Genomic DNA, 16,099 nt, shown 5'->3' with positions numbered 1-16,099 from the left:
ATTTTACTCGAGAGAAGGAAGCAATACATAAAAAAAGCGCTTTACAATTTGTAAAACGCTTTTTTTATGTTGTTTCTAACGACTAGAATCTTTCAAATTGAGAGAAGAAGAAGTTTCCTTCAATAGCAGCATTCTCATCTGAATCCGATCCATGTATAGCGTTTGCATCAATAGATTTAGCATATTTGTTACGGATTGTACCTTCAGCTGCATCAGCAGGATTAGTCGCGCCGATCAATGTGCGGAAATCCTCAACAGCATTATCTTTTTCCAGGATTGCAGCAACGATAGGACCTGAAGTCATAAAGTTTACCAACTCACCATAGAAAGGACGCTCTTTGTGTACTGCATAGAATGCACCTGCTGTCTCTTGAGAAAGTTGGATGTATTTCATTGCAATGATTTTAAAACCACCAGCAATGATATCGTTCAAGATTGCACCGATGTGACCGTTCGCTACTGCGTCAGGTTTGATCATCGTAAAAGTTCTGTTAGTTGCCATTATTTTAATTTTTTTGCAAAATTAGATAAATTGCTTTTCATATGCAATATCATTACGCCTCAATATAGACACAATTATTGATAAGCCGACTAGCTGATGTCACCCTTATCGCTAAATTTTTGGTTTTTGTTCCCGGATTTGTGCCTCTACTGAAATAGATGTTTCCTTTTGTTCCCAGCCCAATGTTTTTCTCTGTATGTAACAAAACTTTGTATCTGGCCGTTTATAGAAAAGTAAAAAAACAATTGATCTAAGTTCAATACGAATATGTAACTTTGTGTTATTATGGCATTAAATCTAACAGTAGACATCGATAAAGATTCAGGCTTTTGCTTTGGAGTGGTATACGCTATTGATATGGCAGAGGAAATTTTGGAGGAAGAGGGTTATCTTTATTGTTTGGGAGATATCGTTCATAATGACGAAGAAGTTGCCCGATTGAAAGCAAAAGGCTTACGCATTATCGATCATGCCGCCCTGCCGACCTTGAGCAATGAAAAGGTATTGATCCGTGCTCATGGTGAAGCCCCCGAGACTTATCGTGTTGCTTTGGAAAATAACATTACCTTGATAGATGCCTCTTGTCCTGTAGTGCTCAAACTACAGAACCGTATAAAAACGTCGTTCGATCAAGAGGAGAAAATTTTAATCTTTGGGAAGCACGGGCATGCTGAAGTGATCGGCTTGCAGGGGCAGACAAATAATGAAGCCTTAGTTTTTCAGGATATTTCCGAATTGGATCAAGTCGAATTGCCCGCCTCATTTACCTTATACAGCCAGACAACAAAAAGCGTGGATAAATTTTATGCCATCAAAGACGAACTGATCAGGCGAGGGTATGAAGTGAAAGCTAATGATACCATTTGTCGACAAGTTTCCAATCGATACGAAGATCTTGGCGCTTTCGCCAGACAATATGATAAGATCGTTTTTGTCTCAGGTAAGAAATCCTCCAATGGAAAGGTGCTGTTTGAAGTTTGTCAGAATGCCAATCCCGCTAGTTATTTTATTTCTGATCCTGCTGAATTAGATGCATCAGTCTTTGCTGAAAATGATCGTATTGGTATCTGTGGTGCCACTTCAACGCCAATGTGGTTGATGAAAGATGTAAAAGCAAGTTTAGAAGCATTATAAGCACAATTACCCGTCACAGATATTTCATAATTCCGCGGTTTAGATCCGGAGTGCATTCTTTTTTGCGTAGCTTTGTAAGCTATGAGCAATAAAGGCAAAAAAGGTATTCTTTTAGTACAATTGGGTACACCTGATAGTCCCACTACTCCAGATGTAAAGAGATATTTAACGGAGTTCCTAATGGATCCGCGAGTTATTGATATTCCTTATTTTCAACGCACCTTATTGGTCAAGGGAATCATTGCACGTACACGTGCGCCCAAATCGGCAAAAGTATACGAAACGATTTGGGATAAAGAAACGGGATCACCTTTGATGCACTACAGTATTTTGCAACGCAATCTGCTTCAAGAAGCGTTGGGTGAAGAATACCATGTGGAATTAGCGATGCGTTACCAAAACCCATCGATTGAGGCTGCATTGAAAAATATGGAGGGTCTATTTTTGGAGTCCATTCGTGTCATTCCTTTATTTCCACAGTACGCTTCAGCAACATCGGGTTCGGTCATCGATCGTGTCATGGAGCTTATTCGCAAATGGAATTATCTGCCAGAAATCAGTTTCGTAAGCAATTTCTGTACGGACGACTTAATGGCAGAAACTTATGCGGATCATGCCCGTAGGCACGATTTGGAAAGTTTTGACCATTTTGTCTTTAGTTATCACGGCCTTCCTGTGCGGCAGCTTGGAAAAGTAGATCCGACAGGCCAGCTTAAATGCCCCGAATCAGGCTGTGATTCCTGTAAAACGACAGTCAATTCATATTGTTATCTTTCGCAATGTTATGCGACAACAAGGACGATAGCTGCCAAGCTCGGGTTAAAAAAAGAACAATATTCGCTCTGCTTTCAATCCCGTTTAGGTAAAGAACCCTGGATACAGCCCTATACCTCCGATTTATTGCATGATCTTGCCGCTAAGGGGTATAAAAAGTTATTAATTTTTAGTCCTGCTTTTGTGGCGGATTGTATCGAGACCATTGATGAAATTGGCGTGGAATATGCTAATGAATTTAAGCACTTAGGTGGGGAAGAGGTGTGTTTGGTAGAGAGTCTTAATGATGATCCCAAATGGATTGAGTCTTTAAAACAATTGGCGCTCAATGCCAAAAACTAAAATCGATAAAAGATGTTGTTAGTAAACGCGTGTGTATTACTCATATTGGATTTTTATATTTTCTTTGCGCTCCGTGCAACGAAGATTAAATTTCCCAAAACAAAGGTATTTTCCTTTCTCTGGTGGTCTTATTCTGTTTTACTGCTATTGGGCGTGTTTATCTCAGCACAATATAGTATTCCTTTAATCGTACGGTCGGTTATTTTAGTCGCCTTTTTTCTGACAGCGGCGTCAAAGATATTTTTCTTTTTGATTTTGTTGATTGATGATATCCGACGTGGGGGTGTATGGTTGAAACGTCTGTTCGCAAAAAAGAGATCTGTTGAGGATTTGGTCGACGACGCCGGAGACCCTTTACCGGAGAATCCAGTGAAAGGGATTAGCCGATCCGAATTTTTGACCAAAGCTGGTATTCTAGTTGGTGCCTCTCCCTTGATACCCCTGAGCTGGGGAATTATTTCAGGAGCCTACGACTATCGTGTCAGGAGAGTCCCCTTGTATTTGCCAAATTTGCCCAAAGCATTCCATGGAATGACCATTGCGCAGATTTCAGATGTGCACTCAGGATCTTTCTATAATAAAAAGGCTGTCAGCGGTGGTATTGATATGCTTTTAAAGGAAAAAGCGGATGTGACATTTTTTACCGGTGATATCGTGAATGCCCAAGCTTCTGAAATGCGTGGTTATCAAGATATTTTTGCGCGTGTGAAATCTGATTTAGGTGTGTTTTCTACATTAGGTAACCACGATTATGGTGACTATTATTATGGTAAAGAAGATTCTCCTGCAAAACGTAAGAACCTCCAGGATGTTATCGATGTGCATAAAATCATGGGCTGGGATCTTTTAATGGATGAAAATCGTAAGATTAAGGTCGACGGTGAAGAGCTTTGTATTGTCGGGGTCCAGAATTGGGGGACAGGTCGTTTTCCGAAACATGGTGATATTAAAAAAGCGTTAATGGGTACCGAAGAGCAACCTGTTAAGTTGCTGTTATCGCACGATCCGTCGCATTGGCGGGCTCAGGTATTGGATACCGACGTGGATGTGATGTTTGCCGGACATACACATGGTATGCAATTTGGTGTAAGGTCCGAGATGTTGCAATGGAGTCCGGTACAATATATCTATAAGGAATGGGCAGGGCTTTATCGTGCGCAACAGAACAAACGATTATATGTTAATGTCGGCTATGGCTTTTTGGGTTATCCAGGACGTGTTGGAATTCTGCCTGAAATTACCATATTCGAATTGCTAAAAGCGCAGGACCCAAAGTTTAAAGCCTAAAAAATCCCCTTTGACTTTTGAGTTAATATAGCTATAATTGTGTATTCTGTACACCAGTTATACATAACATGCAATCAACTTTAAACTTTGGGGACTCTCCCCACACACGTGTTAATATTCTTACCGGGGAAAAAGTACTTGTGTCTCCGCATCGTAGTAAAAGACCATGGCAAGGGCAAGTAGAAGATCTTCCCGGGGATAATAGACCGGAATATGATCCTCAATGCTATTTGTGTCCGACAAATAAACGAGCAGATGGTGATATCAATCCAGATTATAAAGAAAGTTTTGTCTTTGTGAACGATTTCTCAGCTTTATTAAAAGATACAAGCCAGCAGGAATTTAATGAAGATGAATTATTTATCGCCGAAACCGAAAAAGGAATCTGTAAAGTAATTGCATTCACCCCGCGGCACGATCTTACACTACCTGAAATGGATCCGGCTGCAATCAAATCGGTGGTCGATCTTTGGCAAAAAGAGTTTGTCGAACTTTCGAAGGTTGACTGGATCAAATACATTCAAATTTTCGAAAATAAAGGTGCGATTATGGGCTGTAGTAATCCGCATCCCCACGGGCAGATCTGGTCACAAAATCATTTGCCTGTAGAAATCCAGAAAGAATGCGTTCAGCAACAGCACTATTTCAATAAATATCAACGTACTATCCTGTCAGATTATGTTAAAGCGGAGTTGAGAAAAGAAGAGCGCATTATTGACGAAAATGATTCTTTTGTTTCGCTAGTCCCTTTCTGGGCCGCCTGGCCTTACGAAACGATGATTGTGAGCAAACGTTCTATCCAAAACATTGCCGGCTTTGACGAGAAGGAAAAGTCGGATTTTGCCGCTATCCTCAAGTTGCTGACGACGCGTTATGACAATCTCTTCAAAACATCCTTCCCCTATTCTGCAGGAATGCATCAGTCCCCAGTAAATGATGGTGACCACCCGGAATGGCACTGGCATATGCACTTCTATCCACCACTGTTACGTTCTGCTACCGTTAAAAAATTTATGGTTGGTTATGAAATGCTAGCGAATCCACAACGTGATATCACACCGGAGGTTGCCGCAGAACAGTTGCGAAATTGTTCGACAGTACATTATAAAGCTAAATAAGATGATAACAAAAGATACAATTGTAAATAAATTTAAAGAACTCTACCAAGAAGAACCTCTTGTCGTTACTTCACCCGGCCGGATTAATATCATTGGAGAACATACGGATTATAACGACGGATTTGTATTGCCTGCTGCAATTGACAAAGCAATATATGTTGCTGTAAGTAAGCGATCGGATGATAACATTGTGCTTTACGCGGAAGACTACAAGGAACGTCATGAGGTCAAGCTAGCGGATATTGCTATTTCTGAGAAACATTGGCCAAACTATATTTTGGGGGTTGTTGACCAGTACCTGAAACGTGAGGCAACACTAGGTGGCTTCAACCTGTATATTGATGGTGATGTGCCACTGGGTGCTGGATTATCGTCTTCAGCAGCCGTTGAATGTGCCGTTACTTTAGCACTCAGCGAACTGTTCGATTTGCAGGTCGAACGACTCGATATTCCACAGATTGCTCAAAAGGCCGAACATACGTATGCTGGTGTGATGTGTGGTATCATGGATCAGTTTGCTTCAGCCTTTGGTAAAGAAAAAAATGTCATCAAACTGGATTGCCGCACCTTGGGTTTCGCGTATGTTCCGCTTGATCTTAAGGGTTATGAAGTTGTATTATTGAATACAAACGTAAAGCATTCATTAGCTTCCACAGCTTACAATACACGTCGTGAACAATGTGAACAAGCTTCTGCATGGGTGCAGGAGAAGTACCCAGCTGTAAAGAACTTGCGCGATGTAACCATAGCTATGCTTGATGAATTGGTGAAAGATAAAGATGCCGATATCTATGCGAAAGCAAGCTTTGTGGTTAGTGAGAATGAACGCGTAGAGAAATCCTGTGATGCACTACGCTTGGGAGATGTTGTTCAGCTTGGACAGTATATTTTTCAGAGCCATGAGGGATTAAGTAAAGTGTATGAAGTCAGTTGTCCGGAACTGGATTATCTAGTGGATTACGTCAAGCAGTTTCCTGAGGTGATCGGTGCCCGAATGATGGGTGGCGGTTTCGGTGGATGTACAATCAATATCGTAAAAGAAGGCGTACTACCTTCAATTTTGCCAACACTTGAAAAAGAATACAAAGAGAAATTTGATAAAGAACTTTCGGTCATTCAGGTCAGGATTGCCGATGGTACCCGCGTACTTTAATAAAAAATAGGTGTGCAGCAAGGGGAATAACATTCACGTGCTATTCCCCTTCTTTTTTGCCTTTTTTGATAAGGACTTACCACATAAGTCCTAGTCAAGCTGATTCAATGCCTGTTTTAAGTCGGCGATGAGATCATCGGCATGTTCGATACCAACAGAGATACGCAACATCCCTAGCGTGATTCCCGAAGCTTCTTTCTGTTCCTTCGTATGGTGACCTCCCCACATACTCGCAGGGTGTACAATAAGCGATTCGACACCCCCCAAACTGGCCGCGTTAATAAATATGTGCAGTCCATTGATGAGTTTCTGTGCATTTAAAAATGCATCCTCTTCATCTTTACCATTGATATCGATGCAAATCATACCCGAAAATCCACTCATTTGTTGGGCTGCGAGCTCATGTTGTGGATGATTGGGTAATCCAGGATAACTGACTTTTTTGATTTTTGGATGTTGATCCAGAAACTCCGCCAGCTTCAGCGCATTGGTATTGATCTGTTTGACGCGTAGACTTAATGTTTTTAACCCCCGTAATAATAACCAGGAATCAAGCGGTGCGAGTGATGCGCCCAAAGCGACGGATCGTTTCCATACGCTGGCGATATAGTCCTGCGTACCGCAGACGATACCAGCAGTGAGGTCACTATGTCCACCTAAGTATTTCGTGGCACTGTGGACAACGACGTCTATTCCAAAATCTGTCGGTGTTTGATTGATAGGGGAGGCGAATGTATTATCGACCATGCTCTGAATCCCATGTTGTTTAGCGAGTTCCCCGATCGCTTTTAGGTCTGTGATATGGAGATTAGGGTTCGATGGAGTCTCTATATAAATCAGCTTGGTATTTGCCTGAATAGCTTCGCCAAACGCTGAAACGTCGGTCTGGTCTACGGCGGTAACCGTGATGCCGTAATCTGTTAAGAACTCTTTAAAGAAAATAGCTGTTCCGGAATAATGTGCATGTTGGGCGATAATGTGATCCCCTGATTTAACGATGGCCAATATGGCCGTGCTGATCGCTGCCATACCTGTTGCAAAGACCAGTGCATCCTCCGTTTTTTCCAATTTTGCTAGGATGGAGGCTACTTGGCTATTCGTCGGGTTGCCATGACGATGATAAAAATAAGGGTGTTTCGGTTCGGTAGCAGCTTTGATGTATTCCGTTGGATCAGGATCTGCAATGTAGGTGGATGTCTGATAGATTGGCGTAGTTACTGCAGATGTCTGGTTGAATTGCTGTCCTTCATGGACGAGTATCGTTTCGGTATTGGTAGTCATACTAATAATGTTGATTGATGCTTGTATTGCCTTAAGAGTCTATAATTCGATCTTGTCGAATCTTTGATCGTAAGGAACCCTTCGCTCGTTTGAAAGCATTGTTGGTGCTAATAGCGCGAAGACGGTTTATCTTGTATCTCAAATATAAATAAAATCTACTCAATATGTAGATTTTATTTATATCGGGTGCATCAATATGGCTTACAACATTAATACGTCTTACAACATTTCTTTCAGCAGGCTCAACGCATACCCAATGGTATTCACATTGTTTAACGCTAAACGAAGCTGGCCTTTGACTTCTTTGAGGTTGCTGATCTCGGGATGGCTTTGTACAAAGGACAGCACACGGCCGAATTGATCTGATTCAAAGTAGCTGGATTTGGGGTTATTGACAAAATAACCTTTCAATGTATGCTTTTTATACGCTATTTTTTCAAACCCGATCGTCTTCCCAAACCACTGTAAACGGAGTGTATTGAATAATTCAAAGACTTCGCGTGGGATAGGGCCAAAGCGATCTTCAAGTTCTTTTTCAAAGGCTGCCAATTGCTGCTCGTTTTCCAATTTGGAGAGTTCAGTATACAGATTATACCGTTCTGTAATATTGGTTACATATTCATCAGGGATCAATACCTCAAGGTCTGTGTCAATCTGCGTAAAGGACACATATTTTCGTTCTTTCTCATCCGCGAATACTGCCGAAAACTCGTCCTCTTTTAGCTCCTGAATAGCTTCGTCTAAGATTTTATGATACATTTCGAAACCGATCTCGGCAATAAAGCCCGATTGCTCGCCTCCCAAGAGATTTCCCGAGCCACGTATATCTAAATCGCGCATGGCAACATTAAATCCAGAGCCCAGTTCCGAAAACTCTTCTATTGCAGAAAGTCGTTTATAGGCTTCCGGTGTTAAGGTCGACAATGGCGGACTCAGTAGATAACAAAAAGCTTTCTTATTGGAGCGGCCCACCCGACCCCGCATTTGGTGCAGGTCGCTCAGGCCAAACATATGGGCGTGATTGATAATGATCGTATTCGCATTTGGGATATCAAGACCCGCTTCAATAATCGTTGTTGCAATTAAGACATCAAAATCGTGATTGATAAACTTAAGCATCACATCCTCGAGCTCATCACCCTCCAGTTGGCCGTGTGCAACACCGACCCGTGCTCCAGGAACCAGCTTGCGGATCAAATTGCCCAGCTGCGGTAGATCTGCAACACGATTGTGGATAAAGAATACCTGCCCGCCACGATCAAGTTCGTAACTGACGGCCTCTCCGATTAGTGTTTCATTGAAAACGTGGAGTTCGGTCTGTACGGGCTGCCGGTTGGGTGGTGGAGTCGAGATGATACTCAGATCGCGGGCCCCCATCAATGAAAAGTGCAATGTTCTTGGAATTGGCGTTGCTGTCAATGTTAGCGAGTCTACATTCGCACGCATGACTTTCAATTTTTCCTTGACCGAGACCCCAAACTTTTGTTCCTCATCGATAATCATCAGGCCGAGATCTTTGAATTTGACATCTTTGCTAACAAGGCGGTGTGTACCAATGATAATGTCTATTTTTCCTTCAGCGAGCCTGGCTAAGGTATCTTTGATCTGTTTGCTCGTCTTGAAACGGTTGATATAGTCGATCGTGCACGGAAGACCCTTTAGACGCTCCGAAAATGTCCGGTAGTGCTGTAATGCCAGGATAGTCGTCGGTACCAGGACAGCAACTTGTTTACTGTCTGCTACAGCTTTGAAGGCTGCACGGATGGCAACCTCCGTTTTTCCGAAGCCTACATCCCCACAGATCAATCGGTCCATCGGATGTGGCGATTCCATATCTTTTTTCACATCGGCAGTAGCCTTTTCCTGATCGGGTGTATCTTCATAAATAAAGGAGGCCTCCAGCTCATTCTGTAGGTAGCTATCCGGTGAGAACGCATTTCCATGCTGTGCCTTTCGTTTGGCATAAAGCATGATCAAGTCGCGCGCAATATCCTTGACTTTTTTCTTGGTCGTCTTCTTGAGTTTGTCCCAGGCGTCGGTACCCAATTTATTCATTTTGGGAACAGTTCCCTCCTTACCGGAATATTTGGAAATACGGTTTAAAGAGTTGATGTTCACATACAAAAGATCATTGTCCGCATAGATCAAGCGGATCATTTCCTGAGACTTACCGTTGACATCTACTTTCTCCAAACCTCCGTAGCGGCCGACACCATGGTCAATGTGTGTAATGAAATCGCCCGGTTTAAGATCTCGTAGATCTTTGAGCGTAATTGCCTGTGAGCGCTCGTAAGCCTTCTTACGTTTATATTTATAATAACGGTCAAATATCTGGTGATCCGTGTAACAGGCTAACTTTAAACTGTCGTCTCTAAAACCTTCGCGTAACGCTTTATGAATCGGAATGAAGGTGGCTGATTTATCGAGATCTTCCAGAATCGTATAGATGCGTTCGACCTGTTTGGTCGAATCTGAAAAAATCAGATTCTGAATCCGCTGGCCCTCATTCTCCTTGAAATTATGGATTAAGAGATTAAAATCTTTATTGAATGAAGGTTGGGGATGTATATCGAACTTGAATGTTGTCTCAGCTTTATAAAAGAACTGTTTGCCGAATTCGATGATGGGGAACTCAAAAAATAAGGCGTTGAGGTTTTTCTCGTCTGTAAATTCATAGGCTGGATTATGCCATTCGGGATTATCTTTTTTCTGCTTATCGGTTAATCCCGCCCATAATTTTTCCGCTTTCTTTAACCCATCTTTCACAATATCTAACGTAAATTGAGCGTCTTTGATCCAGATTGTAGCGTCCTGATCTACATATTCCAATAGTGAAATGTGTTGGGATGTCAAGAATTTCGCTTGAACATTTGGGACAATGGTTACTTTGTGGATTTTTTTGACAGACAACTGGGATTCAATGTCAAATGTACGTATGCTTTCGATGTCGTCGCCAAAGAATTCAATACGGTATGGGAGGTCATTCGAAAAAGAAAAGATGTCTACGATGCCACCGCGTATCGCAAATTGTCCTGGTTCATACACAAAGTCGACACGTTCGAAATCATATTCGATCAAAAATTCGTTGATGAAATCAATACTTAGCGCCGTGTTTTCTGTTATTTCTAAGGTGTTTTTATCCAGGTCGTTGCGGTTGATCACTTTCTCAGCAATAGCCTCTGGATAAGTAACAACCATTTTCGGTAATTCCGAAGTATGATTGAGCGAACTTAATGTCTCCGCACGTTGCAATACATTGGCAGAGTCCGTTTGCGTAAAATCAAATGTTTTGCGATAAGACGAAGGGAAAAAAAGAACCTGCTTATCCAACAGGCTTTCCAGGTCACTTAAAAAATAAGAAGCGTCTTCATGAGTCGGTAAGATAAAGACCATTGGACGTTCCTGTAAGTTGTAAGAAGATACGGCTATGAATGCATCCGAAGAACCAATAAGCCCTTTCAACTGAATCTTGGGGTTTTTGGATTGTAAAGCCTTGGTAAGCGACTGAACAGTTTCGCTTTGGCTGTATTTTTCTAATATTTCTTGAATTCCCACGAGCAAAAATTTCGAATAAGTGCGAATTTAACGAAATAGTATCAAGTATCGGGTATGAAGTACTAAATTTTTTGGTAAAAAAATAGTTGACTTGCTCGTTAAGAAGGAGATGACTTTGTGAAGCTCAAAAGCTATAATAGATGAATCTGTGCAGGGGCTTATTTCGCGAGGTAAAAAGTATAGGCAAAAGCGAGCAACACCAATAAGGTGGCCAAGTAAATTAATTTATATTGCTCATAAGCTGTAACATGAAAGGATCCAATTTTAACGCGATTTTTGCTGTTTCTCATAACTAATTTAGGTCGAGGTCAATCTTCTGTTCACTAATATAGCTTTTAAGTGTTGTATTACCAAAAGCATCCAGTGTATTTTGAAAATCTTCCCGATAGTCAAATTGAAAGTCTTCATGAAGTTTACTGTATTTGCCCACCGCATGCTTGATACGCCCTGTTATATATTTATGTAATTTGTGGGCAGCAGACTGATAGGAGGGGTCGAAAAGCCTGTCGTAATCAGCGATGGCTCTCTTTAGGATATAACATCTAAATTCTACTTCACTGATTTTATCCTTGGTGACTTTTTCGTGCTCATTCACTAAACCGCTTGCCTGTTTGATAAGCTTGCTAAGCGAGATAAAATTACTATGTTGTGGCGTATTGCCAATTTGACTCAAACCACTATCGAACAATTGCTCCAGCTGCTTCCGTAGTTTTTCAATACGTCTCTCTAAATCCTCCGCGTCCTCCAACAATTGGAAATGCAATTGCTTGATGAGCATTTTGTCCTTGCTGATCAGGCGTACGAGGAGTTTGTCTTTTTCCTTTTGGGGTAGGTCAAGGACAGCTTTCTTTAGTTCGGCATCTTGATGTAAGGACATAATATGTGTGTTTTAGTGTAAAAAGAGTTATTGAGCGAAAATTCAGGCACACCGTCGGTATGCCTGAATAAATTTCTCGTTTCATAAGCCGGAATTTATGTACGCAATAGCTGCCCCATATTTACCGCCGCATGCTATTAATACAATATTCTGAACTTAATTGTATTGTCGATCTGTTTGAGTTGTTTCAATAGATCTTTATCATATTCACCTTGTATATCGGTTACCGCATAGCCAATGTCGTTTTTGGTCATTAGAAATTGGGCAACGATATTGATGTTATTTTGGGCATAGACCTTATTAATCTGAGCCATAATTCCGGGAACGTTTTGGTGGATATGCAGCAATCTTGTGACCTGTTTTACTTTTGGTAAAATCAGATTTGGGAAGTTGCGACTTAAATAAGTATCACCATTGTTGATAAAATCGGCCATCCGACGCGGAATAAACTCTGAATTTTTCTTTTTATTTTTCTTGTCGTCGAAAACGACAATACCTTTTGCATTGCAGATATCCTTATTGATATGCCCTTTGATATCGCCCAAATATCCGATTGTTTTTAATTTGTCGGCCTGTTGAAGCTGTTCATCACTGATGTCGATATTGTCGCCCAAGAGCAGCATCCCTACATCCTTTACATACTTTTCTTCGAATGTATCTTTTGTGCGGATAGAAAAACCGTCTCTTTTTAAGATATGAGCCGCTATTTCTGGTACATCTCCCACGATCAAACAAAGGATACGATTTTTTGGATAAGAGATGGCACGGGGCAGATCATTTACATATAAGAACTCATCAAAACTAGGTGTGATGAAGTCTGCTTTCTCAGTGACACTTTTACGTTGGATATTCTCTGTGAATGCAAAGAATTTTTCAATTAATCCCGATTCCTTCAGTTGAAAATCTGAATAACCGTCACCAATGCCAAACAGTCTTCCTTCAATATTTAATTGTTTTAATAATTGCACTTTTCCACCTTCATTTGATAATGGATTCTCTTCGTCAAAACCGATAATATTACCGTCTTCATCAAATCTGAATGTATTGGCATAGATATTTTCGGTCTTGATATGATACGGTGTAACAACAGGTGTAATAAACTCCTTAAAACCTCCTGAAACGATCCATGCGGTGTCGGCGTGTTTCTTGAAAAATTCACGATTTCGGGAAAAAGAGGTTGAAACTTTTTTCTTAAGATGTGAAACAAGTTTATCCAGATGAGATTTATTGGCATTTAATAGTTTTACGCGACCAGCCAAAGCCTCACGGAAAGATAGTTTACCCTCCATGGCAAGATTGGTGTACCGCTCAATTTCGTGATAGATAGATTCGCGATCCGGATGGTTCTCAAGAGAGATTCGTGCAAGTTCATCAAGTGCCTCTACTTGTGTAAATGTACTATCAAAATCAATGATGTAATAGTTTTTCATCTTGTTATTTTTTTATGAAACGATCGTGAGAGTGCTGAATGCTAATCTCCGATATCGGTAGGTGCCGATGGTTTCAAGGTTCGGTTGTTTGTTATGTTATCGTTTTATTGTTTGTTATATAAATCTGCAATTTCCTTCAGCGTTTGTTCCAAAGGCCGATAACTGTGGTTTAGGAGCCCCTGGATTTTAGCGTTGGAATACTGCAATTTGGCACTTGAAGCCGCCGCAGTTTCTTTTGTCAATGTTGAATCCGATTTTTTAAATACGGAAAGCATGCTGGAAACAGTAGAGGCAATTTGGAGCAAGGTCTCGGAAACTTCGATTGTCGGTTCTGGCTTGTTCATTAATACACTTGCAACGCTCAACAGATCCTTGTTGCTTATATTGAGATGATTAATGATATAGCGTTCAGCAGTAATATCGTCTCGCTCCATCAATTGAATCATGATCGCGGCAACATCCTCTACATCAACAACACCAACACTTCCTTTTGGGTAAAATCGTAGCCCTTTATTGATCATTGAAAAAATAGCTCCAGAGCCTTTGTCGTTGGCCGAAGCACCTAAAATTACGGCGGGGTTGACAATAACTGCATTTAGACCCTCGGTAATGCCACGCCATACCTCCATCTCCGCCTGATACTTTGATAACGAATAGTTGGATGTTAGTGCATTGTGCTCCCAGTGGTCTTTCTCGGATACCGGCAGGTTGTCTCTATTTGTCCCTAAAGCTGCGATTGAGCTGACATGGAGTAAGCGAATGCCCTTTTCAAGGCAAAGATTGACCACATTTGTCGTCCCTTCCACGTTCACTTTAAAAAGCGCTTTAGCATCTTTCTTTTGGTAGGAAACCAATGCTGCACAATGGAACACTTTAGTAACGCCTTCAAGAGCATCTTCTAATTCAAAATAATTGTTGATATCAGCGTCGATCCATTGCACCAACGAAGAAGATAACAACGAGGCCGGAATAGTCGATTGAGCTCTTTTGATGGCTATGACGTCAATTCCTTGGTCTATCAACTGTCTGATTAGTGTAGACCCTAAAAAACCTGTTCCTCCAGTTATTAATATCACTTGATAAAGATACTGTTAAAAATAATGTTTTCAAAAGTTAGTTAATAAATGGATATTTGTGTGAATTGCATCCTGAAAAAACCTTCATGCTTTCGCGGGTATCAAATACCATGAAGGCCAAGGTAGATTCTTTCAGTCCAATTAAAACAGTCGCTTTCAGAACAAATAGGAGATTTTACAAATTATAGCTTATGTCATCACTGTCCGTATTCTTTAGCCCGATTTCAATTACAGGTTTTGCTCCTGAGCATGGGTTCTTGAGTTCTCAACTAGGAAACGTTATTCAAGCCTATGAAACAGATTTTCCGAGCTGGGAAACGGATAAACAGCCTCAGTTAGCTATTGTCGGTGTGGAGGAAGATCGTGCATCCATCAATAATAATGGAACGGATAAAGCGCCGGATGCTGTTCGAAAACATCTTTATGCACTATATCAGGGCGATTATACGATGAATATCGTTGATTTGGGAAATATCAAAGCAGGTAATACAATTCAAGATACCTATATCGCTTTAAAATCTGTCGTGGAGGAACTGGTCAAAGAGAATATTCTTCCGATTATCATTGGCGGTGGACAGGACCTTACCTATGCACAATATTTGGGGTATCAAAATTTAGAACGAAAGATCGAGCTAGCGATTATAGATGCTCGGTTTGACCTTGATGAGGAGAACGCCGAAAATGTAAGCCTGAATTCCCGATCTTATGTGAACCATATTATTTTGCATCAGCCTGACTATTTATTCAATTTAAATGCCATAGCCTATCAAACTTACCTCGTCAGTAAAGAGTCTATCCATATGTATGATAAACTATTTTTTAATGCAACACGAGTCGGTATGATTGCGGGTAAAATGGACCAATCAGAGCCTTTGATCCGAGCAGCGGATTTGATTAGTTTTGACATAGGAGCCATTCGGGCCTCTGAGGCGCCTGGAAATGCCAATGCAATGCCAAATGGTTTATTTGGCGATGAAGCTTGTCAACTTGCCCGCTATGCGGGGATGTCGGATAAATGTTCTTCCATCGGTTTTTATGAATTCAATCCAACATTTGATCCAATGGAACAGACGGCTATGTTGGTCTCGCAAATGATTTGGTGCTTTATTGATGGTTATTATAATCGGAAACAAGATACGCCGTTGTATCCCAAATCATCTTATATCATTTATCGCACCACACTGGAAAACGAGGAGCATGAATTGGTCTTTGTGAAAAGTAAAAAATCAGACCGCTGGTGGATTCAAGTGCCTTATTTTGGATCTAAATCAGTCAACGAACGCTATTACCTCGTGCCTTGCCGTTATGAAGACTATCAATTGGCTGTCTCAGGTGAAATGCCCGATCTATGGTGGAAAACACACCAAAAATTGCAATAAAGCTTCGTTGAACGGTACATTGCTCTGATTCTGCTTCGATGGCGAAGCGGATGATGCACCTTGTAAATTGACAACAGCTTGCCAACTGACTACAGACTTTTTATAAGTGTTTTTAGTCGTGCAGATCCATTAAGTTTGAGATGTTATAGGTTTAATTAAATGCAATGATGGTTAAACAGACCTGCTCAGGT

At 41.1% G+C, this 16,099-nt stretch carries 12 protein-coding genes; 6 read left to right on the top strand and 6 right to left on the bottom strand.

Features of this window, described 5'->3' with window-relative positions; translation table 11 throughout:
* Positions 1–82 precede the first annotated feature (82 nt).
* Positions 83–502, bottom strand: coding sequence for a nucleoside-diphosphate kinase (locus tag BGP15_RS08175; protein ID WP_046672716.1), 420 nt, complete (start codon positions 500–502; stop codon positions 83–85).
* 285 nt (positions 503–787) lie between these two features.
* Between BGP15_RS08175 and BGP15_RS08170 the strand changes: the two genes are divergently transcribed.
* From BGP15_RS08170 to galK, 5 genes are all read left to right on the top strand, one after another.
* Positions 788–1,636 carry a 4-hydroxy-3-methylbut-2-enyl diphosphate reductase gene (locus tag BGP15_RS08170; protein ID WP_070561403.1) on the top strand — a complete coding sequence of 283 codons (849 nt, stop codon included), beginning with the start codon at positions 788–790 and terminating at the stop codon, positions 1,634–1,636.
* 81 nt (positions 1,637–1,717) lie between these two features.
* Entirely contained in the window at positions 1,718–2,752 is a 1,035-nt protein-coding gene (gene hemH, locus BGP15_RS08165) for a ferrochelatase (protein ID WP_286769195.1), read from the top strand.
* 12 nt (positions 2,753–2,764) lie between these two features.
* The gene (locus BGP15_RS08160) at positions 2,765–4,039 is read left to right on the top strand and encodes a metallophosphoesterase (RefSeq protein WP_286769194.1); all 1,275 of its coding nucleotides are present in this window, start codon (positions 2,765–2,767) and stop codon (positions 4,037–4,039) included.
* 68 nt (positions 4,040–4,107) lie between these two features.
* Entirely contained in the window at positions 4,108–5,157 is a 1,050-nt protein-coding gene (locus BGP15_RS08155) for a UDP-glucose--hexose-1-phosphate uridylyltransferase (protein WP_286769193.1), read from the top strand.
* A 1-nt stretch (position 5,158) separates the two neighbouring features.
* On the top strand, positions 5,159–6,310 hold the full coding sequence (gene galK, locus BGP15_RS08150; protein ID WP_286769192.1) for a galactokinase: 1,152 nt from the start codon (positions 5,159–5,161) through the stop codon (positions 6,308–6,310).
* A gap of 90 nt (positions 6,311–6,400) precedes the next feature.
* On the opposite strand, the gene BGP15_RS08145 is transcribed toward galK, so the two are convergent.
* The 5 genes from BGP15_RS08145 to BGP15_RS08125 form a co-directional block, all read right to left on the bottom strand.
* Positions 6,401–7,591 carry a trans-sulfuration enzyme family protein gene (locus BGP15_RS08145; RefSeq protein ID WP_286769191.1) on the bottom strand — a complete coding sequence of 397 codons (1,191 nt, stop codon included), beginning with the start codon at positions 7,589–7,591 and terminating at the stop codon, positions 6,401–6,403.
* Between the two features lie 219 nt (positions 7,592–7,810).
* Complete coding sequence (gene mfd / locus BGP15_RS08140; protein WP_286769190.1) at positions 7,811–11,146, bottom strand: transcription-repair coupling factor; 3,336 nt, start codon at positions 11,144–11,146, stop codon at positions 7,811–7,813.
* A 292-nt stretch (positions 11,147–11,438) separates the two neighbouring features.
* Positions 11,439–12,023 carry a hypothetical protein gene (locus BGP15_RS08135; protein WP_046672709.1) on the bottom strand — a complete coding sequence of 195 codons (585 nt, stop codon included), beginning with the start codon at positions 12,021–12,023 and terminating at the stop codon, positions 11,439–11,441.
* 137 nt (positions 12,024–12,160) lie between these two features.
* Positions 12,161–13,453: an HAD-IB family phosphatase gene (locus BGP15_RS08130; protein WP_286769189.1), complete on the bottom strand. Its 1,293-nt coding sequence runs from the start codon at positions 13,451–13,453 to the stop codon at positions 12,161–12,163.
* 104 nt (positions 13,454–13,557) lie between these two features.
* Positions 13,558–14,529: an NAD-dependent epimerase/dehydratase family protein gene (locus BGP15_RS08125; protein WP_070561387.1), complete on the bottom strand. Its 972-nt coding sequence runs from the start codon at positions 14,527–14,529 to the stop codon at positions 13,558–13,560.
* Between the two features lie 191 nt (positions 14,530–14,720).
* On the opposite strand from BGP15_RS08125, the gene BGP15_RS08120 reads away from it, so the two are divergent.
* A complete protein-coding gene (locus BGP15_RS08120) occupies positions 14,721–15,908 on the top strand; it encodes a formimidoylglutamase (protein ID WP_070561385.1) in 1,188 nt (395 codons plus the stop codon).
* The last annotated feature ends 191 nt before the right edge of the window (positions 15,909–16,099 follow it).

It is taken from the genome of Sphingobacterium sp. 40-24, assembly GCF_001899705.1.
In the GTDB taxonomy this organism is placed as follows: Bacteria; Bacteroidota; Bacteroidia; order Sphingobacteriales; family Sphingobacteriaceae; genus Sphingobacterium; species Sphingobacterium multivorum.
Note: the sequence above shows the minus strand (reverse complement) of the source record. Positions and strands in the feature narration are given on the sequence as shown.